The following is a 15,277-nucleotide window of genomic DNA, read 5'->3' as shown; positions in this document are numbered from 1 at the left end:
ACAGCTGCAACATTCAATCAATAACTTTTATCTATCAATTTAATAGCTTCTGTCTATTAAATTACACGATTTTCCTCTGATTGTCAAGGCAAAACCTTTTTTCCTTCTCTGCTTTGTCAAATGACTTTGTACTGCCACTTTCCTTTGATATAGCGGATCAGGAAAAGAACAGCGCGCACTGCCCAGTCCAGTGTCATGGCAACCCAGACTCCAAACACTCCCCATCCAAGCCATTTGCCCAGCACAAAACTGAACAGAATGCGGAAAATCCACATGGAGATAATCGCAGTGACCATCGTATACTTCACGTCATTTGACGCTCTCAGTGTATTGGGCAGTGTGAAGGATACCGGCCAGACTGTAACACAGCACAGGGTATGGTACAGCAGGATTTTTCTGGTGATTGCCGCCGTCTCCGGCGACAGATGATAAGCCCTGATAATCACAGGAAGCATGACTACGATAAATGCGTTAAACACGATCAGCGAGGCATAGGCTGTTTTCAGCAGCTTCTTTGTATAATAGCGGGCCGCCTCATAGTCATCTGCGCCCACACACCGGGACACCACGGTAAGCACCGCAAGCCCCACTGCCATTCCGGGGATGATCTCAAACATGGCAACCATGTTGCTGACCGCATTCGCTGTGATTGCTGAGGTGCCAAAGCCTGCTACCAGACTCAGAACAAGGATTTTCCCAAGCTGAAACATACTGTTTTCCACTCCGTTGGGAACTCCGATATTTAATATCTTGCCGACCAGAAATCCCTTGAATTTAAAATGAAAATTCCTGCTGATATGTACCGCCTGGTTCCTGTTTTTCAACAGAACCAGGATCACGGCAGCTGCAATTACACGGGATGCTAAGGTCGGGATCGCCGCTCCTTCCACACCCATGCCCACACCGTAAATCAGTACTGCGTTTCCGGCAATGTTGATAGCATTCATAAACAGCGACATCTGCATGGCGGTCTTTGAATTCCCCATTGTCCGGAACAAAGCCGCACATCCGTTGTAAACTGCCAGAAATGGAATAGATGCCGTCACGATCATCAGATAGACTTCTGCATTATGCATAACCGCGGGCTCAATAGCCCCAAAAACCCCGTGAAGGATAAAACTTCTCAGAGCATAAATGGCGGCCATGATCGCCACAGCCAGCGCTGAGATAAATAAGATCAGCTGATCTGCTGTCTTACATGCCATCACATGCTTTTTCTGCCCAAGATACTGGCCGGCCACTACCGCTCCGCCTGTCGCCAATGCTGAGAACATATTGATAAGCAGAACCATGATGCTGTCCACCAGCGACACTCCTGAGACTGCCGCTTCTCCCACACTGGAAATCATAATAGAGTCAGCCAGGCCTACGGTTACGGTCAGAAGCTGTTCAATAATCAGCGGTATGATCAATTTCTTCAAATCTTTATTTGTAAATAATACCTCTCTTTTTTCCATTCCTTATTTCTTTTCCCCATTTTTCCTGTCAATACTGTCAACCATACAGGCAATGGCCTGGTCTCCGGTAATATTGCAGGCTGTCCCAAAACTATCCTGGGAAAAATGCAGGGAAATAATCAGCTGGCTCATCGGATCTGTAAAATGAAGCATTGATTTAATCAGTCCAAGTGCTGCCATGACTCCTCCTCCCGGTACTCCCGGAGCAGCCACCATTGTGATCCCCAGCATAAAGATAAACGGAAGGAACATGGACAATGTAGGCGTCAGCCCGTTGGCAATCATAATTCCCATAGATCCTATGACCAGACAGATGGTATCTCCGGAAAGATGGATCGTTGCACACAGAGGAATCACAAAATCCGCAATGTCCTCAGATATACCGCTGTCCTTGCTGCTCTCAAGATTCACCGGTATCGTAGATGCAGAGGACTGAGTTCCAAGCGCCGTAAAATATGCAGGTGCAATTCTTTTTAAGTTCTTAAACTTATTTTCTTTTGTAAACAATGTGGCAATCAAAAACTGGAATGCGATATACAGCCACTGAAAGATCAGAATCATCACATATAATTTGATGAACATCTTGATCGTCGGAAGAAGTTTTCCTTCTGCCGCAATCTTGCTGAACAGTCCGGCCACATAAAATGGAATCATCGGAATGATGATCTTATTCAGTGTTTTTGTAATGATCTCCTGAAGATCTTTTAAGCAGAGCAGCAGAGTATCATTTTTGCTGTTTGCAATCCCAAGCCCTAAAAGAAATGCCAGAATCAAAGCAGTCATAACCCCGAAGACGGGATCTGCCTGGATCGTAAAAATCGTTTCAAAAGATTTTGTCTGAATCTCACTCCCGGTGATCCGCTGGATCAGGGACGGCAGCAGAGCTTTTCCCGCAAAAAAGGCACCGACACCTGCAATGACAGTGGATGCATATGCCAGGAGCAGCGTCACTCCAAACAGTTTATTCGCCTTTTTCCCCAAGTCGGCAAGCCCTACCGCTACAAAGGAAAGAATCAGAAGCGGAATAATAAAATTCAAAAACGTACTGAACAGTGTGGTAAATGTAATAAACAGCCGAATGATGCCTTTAAAAATAAATGTATCTCCGACACCGAACAAATCCCCTATGGAACCAATCAGCATACCTGTAATGATACCGATCAGCAGCCGTGTCAATAATCCTATTTTTTTCTTTTTCATAAATATCAAGTCTCCCTAATTTTCATTTGTTTAAACCGCGGATAAAACTCCGTCTCACAGATTACTATTATACGTTGTGACAATAAAGATAACAAGGGGCACCAATATTTTTCCTATGAAACAAGAAAGAATCCCGCTTGCAGGATTCTCCGCATGAGGCGGGTCGCTTTGGCGACATGATTCCTTATCGCCGCAGTGCGATCCCCGCGGAGCGTTTTTTATTTCATGGGATGCACTTTCCCATGAAATAAAAAATAAGCACCAGACAAATGTCTGATGCTTTCAGCAGTCGGGGCAACAGGATTTGAACCTGCGACCTCGTAGTCCCGAACCACGCGCTCTACCAAGCTGAGCCATGCCCCGCTTTTGCTATTATATTACGTCTGGTTCAAAAATGGAAGAGGAAATTTCAATTTTTTTAAAATTTATTGTATATTTTTCTGTACTTCAAATCTTCTGCGCCAACAGCGGTCCAAATTCATCACCCGGCATGGGCCTGGCAAAATAATAACCTTGAATTTCATCACATTCAAGCTCTTTTAAAAATTCATACTGCTGTTTTGTCTCCACTCCTTCTGCGGTCAGGTGAATGCCCAGACTTTTGGAAAGATCAATGATACTCCTGATAATTTTTTCTCCCCTGCTGTCCCCGATGTCATCTACAAAACTCTTATCCAGCTTCAGCACATCAATCGGCATGGATCTTAACATGGTCATGGAGGAATACCCCGTTCCAAAGTCATCCATAAGCACAGAAAATCCGATTCCGTGCAGCTCATCAATGATGTTTCTCAGCAGTTCCTCATCCTCTGACATAACACTCTCCGTGATCTCTAAAGGAACCAGTGCCGGAGGAATATCAAATTCTTTGAGAGTATCCTGATATTTATTTATGAAAGCACTGTAAAAGATATTATACCGGGACAGGTTGACAGATATAGGCACCGCCTCTCTTCCCTCATCCATCCATTTCCTCTGCTGCCTGCACACTTCCCGGAACATAAATTCATCCAGCCCCATAATCAGCCCGTTTTCTTCAAAGACAGGAATAAAGTCAGACGGAGGTATGATCCTGCCGTCTTCTCCGATCCATCTGACCAGAGCCTCCGCTCCCACGATCTCTTTCGTCTCTGTGTCATATTTAGGCTGGTAATAGGCACAAAATTCATGTTGTGCCAGGGCGCTCTCCATCCGGTCTTCCATCTCTTTATTATGAATGATCCGGTTTTTCAGTTCTTCATTATAGAAAGCATAATAACTGTGCAGCTGGTTTTTCACGGTTGCCTGTGCAATCAGAGCCATATCCGGCATGGCATCAATGGATATGCTGCGGTCAGTCACCAGATAGATACCGATGCTGGGCTTTATTTTGTAGTTCATATTCTTCATTCGCTGAATATGCGTGATGAATTGATCCAGCCGCTGCAAAAGCTCATCCTCAGAATCATAATGCATAAGCCCTACAAAACGGTCGGCTTCTCTGTGGGCCGCCAGCTCTCCTTCCTTCATCATTCCGCTCCATACATGCCAGATCAGACGAATAATCTCATCTCCTGTCTTAAACCCAAACAGCTCATTGACCAGCTTAAAACGGTCAATATCCATACAGAGAATGGCGGTCTTTGCGGTCTCCTTTTCCAATATCTTTTCAGCTTTCAGGCAAAATGCCCGGTAATTGTCTCCGCCTGTCATACTGTCCGTATATGCAATCTCCATCAGCCTCAGCTTTTTCTTTTTTTCAGAGCGCACAATGAAGATCAAAAGGGCGAGAAACACCGCAACAATGATCCCTGACTGAATATAAGTAAGCTTCATGATCGCCATAGCTTTTGTATTTGCCACTTCCATTGGAACCACAGTCAGAAGATACCAGTCATTGATCCCTGTGGGAACATAATACATATACTTTCTCTCACCGTTGAAAAAATCGATGTGACCTTTTTTCTGATTTTTTAAGGCTTCTTTCAGTTCCTCTGAGCACCTTTTATTTTCCGAAGATGCAGCACGGAGAGATGTGAAAATATTATCCATATTCTGAACACTGTTTTTATTATCTGAATCCACCACAAGGTCACCGTTTCGTTTCACAACATAAGTATAGCCTTTTCCATAATAGGAGGATATGGACAAAGTCTTTTTAAAATCAGCGGTTCTGTAGGCAGCATACAGCACTGCTGTAACCCTGTTTCCCCGTATGATCGGTGTACTGTAAATATTGATTTTCTCACTGTTGGGGTCCAGACGGTCTGTCAATGTCTCTGAGATGGAAGAAATGCCCTTAAGCCCTGACTTAAAGTATTTACGGTCCGCCAGGTTCCCGCTCTTTCGGTCACTTGTATAAACGGTTCCATCCGTAAGAATAATCCCCATGCGCTTAAACTGGTACTTGTCAGAAACCTTCTGAAAGCTTTCAGCCAGCTTCTTCGGATCCTCAAGCCTTTTGTCACTGATCTCATTGGCAATCCCGTCCAACAGGTTAATCTCGCCAAGAATTTCTTTTCTCAAAATCTCCACACTCTGGCCGGAAACCTCATGGAGAGAACTCAGCACCTCATTTTCCAGATTCCTGTGCAGAGCCTGAGAGTATAAATATAAGGAAGAAAATAAGCCTAAAGAAAGCGCAATTACAAAAAGCAGTATTCTTTTCATGATAGAGCTCTCTTTCATTTTAATTCCTCCCTTGCCTTATATCTTTACTGTTCTTAAATTATAAGTCATAAGACGGGTTCAGCACAATCATTATTTTGTACAGCTGAGCTTTGCAATCTCCTGATCTGCCTGGGCCCTGCTCCGGAATAAGATTCCCGCATACCCGTATCTTTCTGCCCCTTCAATGTTTTCTTCTAAGTCATCAATAAAAACAGATTCCTCAGGGCTGATGCCGTATCTGCTTTCCAATGCCTGATAGATCTCTCTTTCCGGCTTCACCGAAAGTACCTCATACGAAATCACCTTGCCGTCTGCCTCTTCAAGAAATGAAAACGGATGTTTCCTTTTTTCAAAAGCTGTTTTTCCGTAATTGCTTAATATATATACAGAATATCCTGCTTTCTTCAGGCTTCTGACCCATTCTGCCGCATAAGGATATTCGTCCGTCATCTCGTGTATATGCTCATAAAACAGGTCCAGCTGCTCTCTGTACCGGGGTGCCAGGGAATAAAATCCCTCCATAATCTCCCGGTCAGACATGCGTCCCCGGTCAAACTCCTGCCAGTAAGGTCCTCTTACCGTGGCATCTGCTATATTCTCAAAAACCTCATCCTCAAATCCAAGCCTGTGAAACAGCCGTTCCCATGCAAAATCCGCCAGGACATTCCCGATGTCAAATATTATATTTTTTATCATGCTATCCTCCCAACCGCTGGTTTAAATAAGTTTAGAAAAAGATTTCCGGCTCTGCCCGCTCTGTATACTGCTCTTCCAGTTCAGTTTTGTGATACAGATAGCCTTCATCTTCATAGTATCTGGCCTGCTTAGGGCATTTCTTAATGCAGGCTCCGCACTTAATACAGATGCCGTTTACTTTGCTGAAATCCTCACGGCTTATGGATCCCATCGGACAGACCTCAGCACAGATACCGCAGCCGTCACATAACTCTGAGGTCAGCGGCTTTACCTTTCTTATATCAATAAAGGTTCCTTTTCTGTCACGGGGCTGATAATAACCTCTGTACGGAGCCGGGGTTCCTTTCACATATACAGGATGTCCGGCCGCTTCTCTTTCATACATCCTGATGCGCTGGCAAAGCCCGAATGCAAACTCCCTGGCCAGGCTGATGTCCTTGTGATCCGGCCGCCCTTCTGCCAGCGTTTTGGAAAAGGCATGTTCTCCCACAAAAGCTCCTGCCGCAACAGTACAGAACCGGTTCTGCTCCAGCAAATCACGGAGTTCTATCAGTGCATCATCATAATTCCGGTTTCCGTAGACTGTAACCGGCACTGCCAAGGCATGATTTCCCTTTATGTAATCTTTTAAGAACCCAAGAAGCACATTGGGCACTCTCCCGGCGTAGACTGGCGTCCCAAAGATTACAAGATCTTCAGGTTCAAAAACAAGGAACTCCTTTCTTGCACCGGGCAGAGTGAAGTCATACTCATGATATTGGGCCCGCAGCGTTCTGGCTGATTCCTTTGCCAAAGCTGTGACAATCTTTTTTGTTGTATCTGTGGCACTGAAATAGACTGCCCAAACTCTTTTACATTCCATAACCGATCCCTCCTTTGAACCAAGTCCGTATGTACAATAGTAATACAACTATTATATCAACTCAGTACCCGGTTTACCATCCGTGAAACAAAAAATAACAGTCCGGATTGACTGGCTAATTCAATCGTGGGATACTTACTGTATAAGTTTAACATGACTGGAATAAGGCACTCTAAGAGCCAAACGGAAATCATGTGGAACATGTCATGAAATATTAACATCTGCAAAAGAAAGGTTTGTAATTATGAAAACATCTGATGATTTGAAATCATTATTGCAGCGGATCGACCATAAGGGTTATCCAGCTTATAAGGATACAAGAGGAAGCTATCGGTTTGACGGTTATGTACTGAATATTGACCATGTACAGGGGGATCCTTTTGCATCACCATCTAAGCTGAGTGCTGTAATCCCCGGCGCAAAGGCCGGTTTCCCTCCTTCTCTGTTTGACCTGCCCCATAAACGTACTGCTCTCCAGGATCATCTGACACGCCTGTTTGGCAGGAAACTGGAGTCCTATAATTTCAAAGCGAAAGGTTCCGGAAAAAGCGGACTGATCTCTGTCAGCAGATGCGGACAGGAAATTCTTTCACGGACCGCTCTGTCCATTCATCCTTCCACCGGAGATCTTTCTGTTCACTTTGAAGTCGGATTTCCGGCCAGAGGGCGGACAATCGCAGCCTTTGAGCTCATCAAGATCCTGTTTGATTTTCTTCCCGAATGCATACACTCTTCCTTCTATTATAATAGGTTAAATTCAAGGGTCATAAAAGATGTGGCAGACCTTGCGGAAGATCAGCAGTATATCAGGGAACAGCTGCCCAAGCTCGGCCTTTGTGCTTTTGTGGCGGACGGTTCCATCCTGCCCAGAGAGAGCGGTGTATCTTCCCGTCCCATGAAAAAAGCAGTTCCGTTCCATTCTCCGGAATCCCTGAAGATTACGTTAGACCTGCCTCATCACGGACCCCTTGCCGGAATGGGGATACCCAGAGGAATCACCCTCATTGTAGGCGGAGGATACCATGGAAAGTCTACTCTGTTGAAAGCACTGGAGCTGGGAGTCTACAATCATATAAAGAATGACGGCAGAGAATATGTCATTACTGATAACACTGCGGTAAAACTCCGGGCAGAGGACGGACGCAGCATCAAAAACACGGATATTTCGCTGTTTATCAACAACCTTCCCAACGGTAAGGATACCTCATCCTTCTCCACAGAGGATGCCAGCGGCAGTACCTCACAGGCCGCTAATGTGGTGGAAAGCATGGAAGCCGGGACTTCTCTGTTTCTCATCGATGAAGATACCAGCGCCACCAATTTTATGATCCGTGACGAACTGATGCAGAGGGTAGTCCACCGCAATCATGAACCGATCACGCCGTTTATCGAGCAGGTTCAGGGATTATATGAAGACCACGGTATCTCATCCATTATTGTGGCCGGAAGCTCCGGAGCCTATTTTCAGGTTGCAGACCACATCCTTCAGATGGACCGTTATGTACCAAAAGAGATCACTTCCTTTGCAAAGGAAAAAGCCAAAGCCTTTCCTTCTGTGACACTTCCGGACGAAAAGCCGGCAAAACCTTCTTTCCGCCGAATTATCCGTAGTCATCCTTCTTTTGCAAAGAACGGAAGAAACAAACTGAAAACTCTGGGGAAGGACGCCTTTCAGATCAATAAGGAGACTGTGGACTTAAGATATGCAGAACAGCTCTGTGATTCCGAGCAGACTGCCGCCCTCGGATATGCACTTCTCTATGCCCAGCTTCATCTGATCGACGGACAGAAGGATCTGTGCCAAATCGTCGGGGAACTGATGCAGATGATAGAGACAAAAGGCCTTGCGTCGATTCTTGACTGCGGATATGTAAAGTCTAACCTTGCAGAACCAAGAAGACAGGAAATCTTTGCGGCATTTAACCGATACAGGAACCTTTAACGTTATCACATGAAATGATCTGTCTGATGTTTGTCCTCCTTTGAGGGATCATACAGACAAAAGGAGAAATGTATTATGAGTGAAATCATGGAATTTTCCAACAGAGAAGACTTTAGGAAATGGCTTTATAAAAATAGTCTGTCAAGTGCCGGTATCTGGCTGCTATTTGGCAAAGCCGGCGGGCCGAAAACACTCAAAGCAAAGGATGCTCTTGAGGAAGCCCTGTGTTTTGGATGGATTGACGGACAGATGCAGAAGATCGATGACAAAACTTATAAAAAATATTTTTCTTTGCGCCGGAAGAACAGCAAATGGTCAGAGAAAAACAAGGCATTAGTAAAAAACCTTGAGGAACAGGGACTTATGACTGATTACGGCAGAAAGAAAATAGAGGAAGCCAAAGAAAACGGTCAGTGGGATGCCCCGAAATCTCCGGCTGTAACAGAAGAACAAATGGATATTTTATCTGACTTATTAAAAGAATATGAGCCCGCCTATACAAATTTTCAGGCTATGTCCTTATCAGTAAAAAGAACTTACACAAGGGCATATTTTGATGCAAAAACTGATGCGGGGCGGGAAAAGCGAATCTTATGGATGATTGACCGCCTTAATAAAAACCTGAAACCCATGTAAAAAAGAAGCCCTGGCATGAAAATTTCTCATGCCAGGGCTTCGTCCCTGCGGGCGAAAAATGATTCAGAATATATTTACATCCTGCGCTCAAACACTTTATAAGAGACTATATATGTGATTACGAACACCCACACAAGAACTGTCATAACCTTAGTCAGGACCGGATACCAGAGACCTCCGATGAGCCAAACCCCATAGAGGGCAATAATCAATGCTGTTGCCGCAAACCGGTATGCTTTTTTCCCTATCTCCTGATTTCTCTCATCTGTATTGCTGAGCCGCAGTTCTTTTAATTTTGTGGGGTTCTTCAACACCAGCTGAAACCGGATCCACAGTACTAAAGCAGCTGCCATCAGTCCTGTTCCCAGTCCGGAATATGCACTTAACATATGATCGTTAATATTAACGTCCCAATAGCTGTATGCCATAAGGGAAACCGCCAGTGTCGCCGCTCCCACTATAAACAGAAGAATCAGATATTTCTGTTTTTTCTTTACCGCTTTCTTATATTCCTCATCGTTTTTTGCATTGCTTGCACAAAATAATCCTATCATAAATTCTCCTCCTCCTGATCAAATATAAAGATGTCCTCAATGGTCACCTGAAAGAACTGTGCAATCTTATGGGCCAGCACCAGCGAGGCCTTATATCTGCCGTTTTCCAGAGATATGATTGTCTGCCGGGTTACTCCTACAGATTCCGCCAGTTCTATCTGCGTTACCTTCTTTTCCTTTCTCAATTCCTGTATTCTTGTTTTCATATGTCACACCCTTTTTGTTTCCCCACAGGATACACCTGGTGTGTCCTGCATGTTAAAGTATAGTTTGCTTTACAATTAGAGTATAGTTCACTTTACATCTAATGTCAAGTATATTTTACATTGAAATATTTACATGTTTTCTTCCTTGTGTTAGAATCTTTACTGGCACTTTTACTTTCTATATTAGAATGGAGTCTTAAATCATGGATACTTTTAAAAAATTTATTAAATACTACGGCCCATATAAGGCTGTTTTCTTATTTGACCTGTTCTGCGCTGCCTTTATCAGTATCGTAGACCTGGCGTACCCGCAGATACTCCGCACGCTGACCAACACTTTATTTTTAGAAAAAGGTTCTGTTATTTTAAATAACATTTTTATTATCGGCGGCATACTCCTTGTCTGTTACATACTTCAGGCACTGTGCAAGTATTATGTAAGCTGCCAGGGTCATATCATGGGCGCCCAGATGGAAAGAGATATGCGCAGGGAGCTATTTGAACACTATGAAAATCTTTCTTTTTCATACTACGACAAAAACAACACCGGCCAGATGATGAGCCGTCTGGTCTCTGATTTATTTGACATTTCAGAGTTTGCCCACCACGGTCCGGAAAATCTTTTTATTTCAGTCGTTAAGATCGTCGGATCTTTTATCTTTCTATTTATGATCCAATGGAAGCTTGCGCTGATTTTATGTGCTGTTGTCCTTCTGATGATCTTTTTTAGTGCACTCCAAAACAAACGGATGCAGTCTACGTTTCTGGACAACCGGAAGAAGATAGGAAATGTTAACGCCACACTGCAGGATTCTCTGGCAGGCATCAGGATCGTACAGTCCTTTGCAAATGAGGATATTGAACGGGAAAAGTTTCACCGGGGAAATGAAGACTTTCTTCTTTCCAAGCGGGACAACTACAAGGCTATGGGTACTTTTCAGGGTGGCAATACCTTTTTTCAGGGTCTGATGTATCTGGTAACGCTTGTTGCAGGAGGCTGCTTTATCGCTGCAGGACAGATGAGTGCGGCAGATCTTGCCATGTATGCTCTGTATATCGGCATCTTTATCAGCCCGATTCAGATTCTTGTAGAACTCACTGAGATGATGCAGAAGGGATTATCCGGTTTCCGGAGGTTCCTGGATATTATCGAGACAGAACCGGAGATTACAGACCTGCCGGGTGCTGAACCGATTAAAAATCCCGAAGGAAACATCTCTTATAAGGATGTGAGTTTCAGCTATGAAGAAAATGAAGCAGTCCTTAACCATGTTTCCTTTGAGATTGAAGCAGGAAAATCTGTCGCTTTGGTAGGACCGTCCGGCGGAGGAAAAACTACCATCTGTTCTCTGCTTCCGAGGTTTTACGATGTCAGCCAGGGGACAATTTCGATCGGCGGACAGGACATCCGGGACATGACTCTTGAAAGCCTTAGAAATTCCATCGGCATCGTCCAGCAGGACGTCTATCTGTTTGGCGGAAGTGTCCGGGAGAACATCGCCTACGGAAATCCGGAAGCCTCTGTGGATGAGATCGTGGAAGCGGCAAAAAAAGCCAACATTCATGACTTTATCATGGGCCTTCCTGACGGATACGATACGTTTGTGGGAGAACGCGGAACCCGCCTGTCCGGGGGCCAGAAACAGCGGATCTCCATTGCAAGGGTCTTCTTAAAGAACCCGCCGGTCCTGATCCTGGACGAAGCAACCAGTGCTCTGGACAACGAAAGCGAACGCCACATTCAAAAGAGCCTGGAAGAGCTGTCCAAGAACAGAACTACCGTAACAATCGCCCACCGGCTGTCTACAATTAAACATGCCGACGAAATCCTTGTCATTGACGGCCACACCATCCAGGAACGCGGCTCCCACAGAGAGCTTTTAGAACAGGATGGCATCTACGCAAAATATTACAAAATGCAGTTTGAAGGGCTCGAAACCTTTGACATTTAAGGCAGACAGGGGATTTTACAGGGATTTCCTATACCTTATCGTGCGGAGCACGTCCATCCGAAGGATATAAAATACGGGATGCCCTGTGGGTATACTATAAAGAGGGACCGGACATTTTCTCCATGTCCGGTCCCTTTTCTCTTAATTTATTATCTCACAACTCTTCCGCTCCCGCCGCTGGCTGCCAGTGATTCTATCTCCGCTGCACTGACGTAATTCATGTCCCCTGGAATGGTGTGTTTTACCGCAGCCGATGCAGTGGCAAACTCCAGTGACCTTTCCGGCGGCCAGCCCTCTATGATCCCGTGGATAAACCCTGCCGCAAATGCATCTCCTGATCCCACCCGGTCCACAATATGCACCATATACTGTTTTCCGCGGCAGAGGCCGAAGTCTCCGGCTGCCTCTGCCCCATACCTGTTATCGGAAGCAGAGATGCTCTCCCTCAGTGAACTGACAAGGTAAGTGAACCCATAAGCTTTTCTTACATTCTGCATGTGCTCCTCATCCACGCATATCTGGTAATCCCCGGTGATAAAATCTGTCCCTTCTTCCTCATAACCCAGTACAAGCGCTGCGTCCCTGGCATTTCCAAAACAAATATCCACATAGCTCATCAGTTCTCTCATGATCTCCTGCTTTTCTTTTCTGTTTTCCGTCCAAAGCTTGGCCCGGTAATTCAGGTCAAAGGAAGTGGTGATTCCCTTTTCCCTGGCAGTTTTAAGTGCCTCTAAAGTAATCCGGGCTGCATTTTTGCTGATGACTGGGGTGATTCCGGATGTGTGGAACCATTCGGTATCTGCAAGGAGCCGGTCCCAGTTAAAATCTGACGGTTCAGCCTCTGCCATGGAAGACCCTGCACGGTCATACACAACACTGGAAGGCCTGACAGAAACCCCGTTTTCTAAAAAATAGATCCCCAGTCTCCGGCCGCCGTATTGGATCCCGGAACAATTAACACCAGACTTTTTCAGCGTGGCCGCTGCACAGTCTCCGATGGCATTTGAAGGCAGCCTGGTTACATATCGGACCTCATGTCCATAATTAGAAAGGGCCACTGCTATGTTTGCCTCTGTCCCTCCGTAGGTCACATCAAAGGAAGAAGCCTGGACCAGTCTTTGGTTTCCCGGAGGAGACAGTCTCAGCATTATTTCACCCAAGGCCGTTATTTTTCCCATCTTATCACCTCCCCTATTTCTGAACCAGATGGACCGCGAATCCTCCGATCTCCTGCCTGAAATAAACCGCACCCAGCGATCCGTCCGTCTTATAACTGGCACTTTCCTCCCGGAATGCATAGCCCCGTCTCTTAAAGTAGCTGACAGCCCGCCCTGCATCATCGGTTCTCACTGCAATGTGTCCCTTCTCCCCCAGAAACGGATATTTCATAGCTTCTATATAACTGCCTGCAAAAATAGAATTATCATTCTCACTTTTCTGGAATCCAAATATGGACTCAAACATTCCGGCAACCAGGACAGCTTCATCCCTGCTTTCCATGTTAATTCCCACATGAGCAAGCTCAAATCCCAGCATCCTGCGGACAGTTTTTTCCGCCATTGCCTTTACCGATATGAAATCACCCTTTTCCACCATCTTCTCCGGCGCCATAAAGGATCCCCCGCAGGCGGCTACCTGTGTAAGCTCCATATAATCCTTCAGATTTTCTTCTGTGATCCCTCCGGTAGGCATAAACTTCATTCCGGAATAAGGACCTGCCAAAGCCCTGAGCATGTTTACACCGCCGGCTGCCTCTGCCGGGAAGAATTTCACCAGCTCAAGTCCATATGCCATAGCCTGTTCTACATCTGACGGGTTTGAACAGCCCGGAATGACAGTAATCTCATGTTCCGTGCAGTATCTCACCACCTCCGGATTAAAGCCGGGGCTTACGATAAACCTGGCACCTGCTCTGACTGCCTGTTCTGCCTGCTCCGTTTTTGTCACCGTTCCCGCACCCACAAGCATCCCGGGACAGGACTCCGACATCCGTTTAATGGAATCCACACAGGCCTCAGTCCGGAACGTAACCTCCGCACAGGGAATTCCCCCTTCACACAATGCCTCTGCAAGGGGCACTGCTTTCCCGGCATCCTTAAGACATATGACCGGAACAATTCCGATATCCTGAATCCCGCAAAGAACGTCATTCATAATATCTGCCTCCTTCCATCCGGTTCACCGGATAGCGGATCGGTTCTCCCTGTGCAAACCGCACAGCCTCCTCTGCTGCCTTGCGTTTCAATTCCTCAGCGGCTTCCTCGGAGTACCACGCCATGTGCGGAGTCACGATCAGATTCTCATTTTCAAAAATGGACGAATCCGGAGACACGGGCTCTGCGCTCATACAGTCAAGGGCTGCTCCCGAAATCATCTTTTCCCTCAGTGCCTGATCCAGATCCTCTTCGTTGATAATTCCTCCCCTGGCTGCATTTATAATCACTGCTGAATTTTTCATCTGTTGAAACACTTCAAGGTTAAACAGATCCTTGTTTCCATCTGCCGGACAGTGCAGAGAAATTGCATCGGACTGGCTCACAAGTTCCTCAAAACTTACGATCTCGGTCTCCCCGATCCGGTCCCCCTGTGACAGTTGGGGATCATAGCCGATCACACGGAATCCAAGAGCCGATGCTTTTTTGGCAAAATTTCTGCCGATCCGTCCCATTCCCACAACCCCTGCGGTCTGCTCTGACAGGCGGCGGACCGGTATTGCCCGTGTATAATCCCAGCCGCAGGATTTTGTGAACCGGTTCATAATGTGCACTTTGCGGACCATCATAAGCATCATAGCCAATGCGTGATCTGCTACCTCATTCATGCCGTAGTCAGGCACATTGCCCACCTGGACTCCGTGCTGCACAGCTGCTTCCACATCCACCGTATCTACTCCTACACCATACCGCACAACGTACTTAAGCTCCGGCAGAGCCTCCATGACCCTTTCTGAAATGTTTGCATACTGCACAATAAATATATCTGCTCCTTTGCACTGCTCTATCACTTCATCTTCTGTCCTGGCACATTTCAGCTCAAATTCAATCCCGGCTTCCGTAAGAACCTTTGTCTCGATTTCAATATTATCATGATCACAGTCTGTAATAATAACCTTCATGTCATGCC

13 protein-coding genes and 1 tRNA gene are annotated in these 15,277 nt (G+C 45.8%); 3 read left to right on the top strand and 11 right to left on the bottom strand.

Annotated features, from left to right (window positions below):
- Nucleotides 1–116 precede the first annotated feature (116 nt).
- The 6 genes from KH180_RS00480 to KH180_RS00455 form a co-directional block, all read right to left on the bottom strand.
- Entirely contained in the window at nt 117–1,457 is a 1,341-nt protein-coding gene (locus KH180_RS00480) for an MATE family efflux transporter (protein WP_290755361.1), read from the bottom strand.
- A 3-nt stretch (nt 1,458–1,460) separates the two neighbouring features.
- On the bottom strand, nt 1,461–2,657 hold the full coding sequence (locus KH180_RS00475) for a dicarboxylate/amino acid:cation symporter (protein WP_290755359.1): 1,197 nt from the start codon (nt 2,655–2,657) through the stop codon (nt 1,461–1,463).
- A 289-nt stretch (nt 2,658–2,946) separates the two neighbouring features.
- A tRNA-Pro gene (locus KH180_RS00470) sits at nt 2,947–3,020 on the bottom strand.
- A gap of 84 nt (nt 3,021–3,104) precedes the next feature.
- Nucleotides 3,105–5,324 carry a bifunctional diguanylate cyclase/phosphodiesterase gene (locus KH180_RS00465; RefSeq protein WP_290755358.1) on the bottom strand — a complete coding sequence of 740 codons (2,220 nt, stop codon included), beginning with the start codon at nt 5,322–5,324 and terminating at the stop codon, nt 3,105–3,107.
- Between the two features lie 72 nt (nt 5,325–5,396).
- On the bottom strand, nt 5,397–6,002 hold the full coding sequence (locus KH180_RS00460; protein WP_290755357.1) for an HAD family hydrolase: 606 nt from the start codon (nt 6,000–6,002) through the stop codon (nt 5,397–5,399).
- A gap of 31 nt (nt 6,003–6,033) precedes the next feature.
- Nucleotides 6,034–6,864 carry a 4Fe-4S binding protein gene (locus tag KH180_RS00455; protein WP_290755356.1) on the bottom strand — a complete coding sequence of 277 codons (831 nt, stop codon included), beginning with the start codon at nt 6,862–6,864 and terminating at the stop codon, nt 6,034–6,036.
- Nucleotides 6,865–7,108: 244 nt separating this feature from the next.
- On the opposite strand from KH180_RS00455, the gene KH180_RS00450 reads away from it, so the two are divergent.
- Both KH180_RS00450 and KH180_RS00445 read left to right on the top strand, forming a co-directional pair.
- Nucleotides 7,109–8,806 (top strand): ABC-ATPase domain-containing protein, encoded by a 1,698-nt coding sequence (locus tag KH180_RS00450; RefSeq protein WP_290755354.1) that lies wholly within the window; start codon nt 7,109–7,111, stop codon nt 8,804–8,806.
- 75 nt (nt 8,807–8,881) lie between these two features.
- Entirely contained in the window at nt 8,882–9,442 is a 561-nt protein-coding gene (locus KH180_RS00445) for a YdeI/OmpD-associated family protein (protein ID WP_290755352.1), read from the top strand.
- Nucleotides 9,443–9,516: 74 nt separating this feature from the next.
- Here KH180_RS00445 and KH180_RS00440 read toward each other — a convergent pair whose 3' ends face one another.
- Both KH180_RS00440 and KH180_RS00435 read right to left on the bottom strand, forming a co-directional pair.
- On the bottom strand, nt 9,517–9,996 hold the full coding sequence (locus KH180_RS00440) for a hypothetical protein (RefSeq protein WP_290755350.1): 480 nt from the start codon (nt 9,994–9,996) through the stop codon (nt 9,517–9,519).
- Nucleotides 9,993–10,202 carry a helix-turn-helix transcriptional regulator gene (locus KH180_RS00435; RefSeq protein WP_290755349.1) on the bottom strand — a complete coding sequence of 70 codons (210 nt, stop codon included), beginning with the start codon at nt 10,200–10,202 and terminating at the stop codon, nt 9,993–9,995. Before KH180_RS00435 ends, KH180_RS00440 begins: the two co-directional genes overlap by 4 nt.
- Before the next feature lie 203 nt (nt 10,203–10,405).
- Here KH180_RS00435 and KH180_RS00430 point away from each other — a divergent pair, with 203 nt between their 5' ends.
- Nucleotides 10,406–12,154 carry an ABC transporter ATP-binding protein gene (locus KH180_RS00430; RefSeq protein WP_290755347.1) on the top strand — a complete coding sequence of 583 codons (1,749 nt, stop codon included), beginning with the start codon at nt 10,406–10,408 and terminating at the stop codon, nt 12,152–12,154.
- Nucleotides 12,155–12,303: 149 nt separating this feature from the next.
- Here the strand turns inward: KH180_RS00430 and KH180_RS00425 are convergent, their stop codons facing one another.
- From KH180_RS00425 to KH180_RS00415, 3 genes are read right to left on the bottom strand one after another with little or no spacing between them, the layout of a single operon-like run.
- Entirely contained in the window at nt 12,304–13,332 is a 1,029-nt protein-coding gene (locus tag KH180_RS00425; RefSeq protein ID WP_290755346.1) for a sugar kinase, read from the bottom strand.
- A 13-nt stretch (nt 13,333–13,345) separates the two neighbouring features.
- Complete coding sequence (locus KH180_RS00420) at nt 13,346–14,308, bottom strand: bifunctional 4-hydroxy-2-oxoglutarate aldolase/2-dehydro-3-deoxy-phosphogluconate aldolase (protein WP_290755345.1); 963 nt, start codon at nt 14,306–14,308, stop codon at nt 13,346–13,348.
- Nucleotides 14,301–15,269 carry a C-terminal binding protein gene (locus KH180_RS00415; protein WP_290755343.1) on the bottom strand — a complete coding sequence of 323 codons (969 nt, stop codon included), beginning with the start codon at nt 15,267–15,269 and terminating at the stop codon, nt 14,301–14,303. The genes KH180_RS00420 and KH180_RS00415 overlap by 8 nt, the downstream gene beginning before the upstream one ends.
- Between the last annotated feature and the right edge of the window lie 8 nt (nt 15,270–15,277).

This window comes from Anaerostipes sp. (genome assembly GCF_018381315.1).
In the GTDB taxonomy this organism is placed as follows: domain Bacteria; phylum Bacillota; class Clostridia; order Lachnospirales; family Lachnospiraceae; genus Anaerostipes.
Note: the sequence above shows the minus strand (reverse complement) of the source record. Positions and strands in the feature narration are given on the sequence as shown.

Coding starts and splice junctions, on each gene's coding strand:
- KH180_RS00420 (WP_290755345.1), bottom strand. CDS start 14,308: ATGAATGACGTTCTTTGCGGGATTCAGGATATCGGAATTGTTCCGGTC.
- KH180_RS00425 (WP_290755346.1), bottom strand. CDS start 13,332: ATGGGAAAAATAACGGCCTTGGGTGAAATAATGCTGAGACTGTCTCCT.
- KH180_RS00435 (WP_290755349.1), bottom strand. CDS start 10,202: ATGAAAACAAGAATACAGGAATTGAGAAAGGAAAAGAAGGTAACGCAG.
- KH180_RS00455 (WP_290755356.1), bottom strand. CDS start 6,864: ATGGAATGTAAAAGAGTTTGGGCAGTCTATTTCAGTGCCACAGATACA.
- KH180_RS00475 (WP_290755359.1), bottom strand. CDS start 2,657: ATGAAAAAGAAAAAAATAGGATTATTGACACGGCTGCTGATCGGTATC.
- KH180_RS00430 (WP_290755347.1), top strand. CDS start 10,406: ATGGATACTTTTAAAAAATTTATTAAATACTACGGCCCATATAAGGCT.
- KH180_RS00415 (WP_290755343.1), bottom strand. CDS start 15,269: ATGAAGGTTATTATTACAGACTGTGATCATGATAATATTGAAATCGAG.
- KH180_RS00450 (WP_290755354.1), top strand. CDS start 7,109: ATGAAAACATCTGATGATTTGAAATCATTATTGCAGCGGATCGACCAT.
- KH180_RS00460 (WP_290755357.1), bottom strand. CDS start 6,002: ATGATAAAAAATATAATATTTGACATCGGGAATGTCCTGGCGGATTTT.
- KH180_RS00465 (WP_290755358.1), bottom strand. CDS start 5,324: ATGAAAGAGAGCTCTATCATGAAAAGAATACTGCTTTTTGTAATTGCG.
- KH180_RS00440 (WP_290755350.1), bottom strand. CDS start 9,996: ATGATAGGATTATTTTGTGCAAGCAATGCAAAAAACGATGAGGAATAT.
- KH180_RS00445 (WP_290755352.1), top strand. CDS start 8,882: ATGAGTGAAATCATGGAATTTTCCAACAGAGAAGACTTTAGGAAATGG.
- KH180_RS00480 (WP_290755361.1), bottom strand. CDS start 1,457: ATGGAAAAAAGAGAGGTATTATTTACAAATAAAGATTTGAAGAAATTG.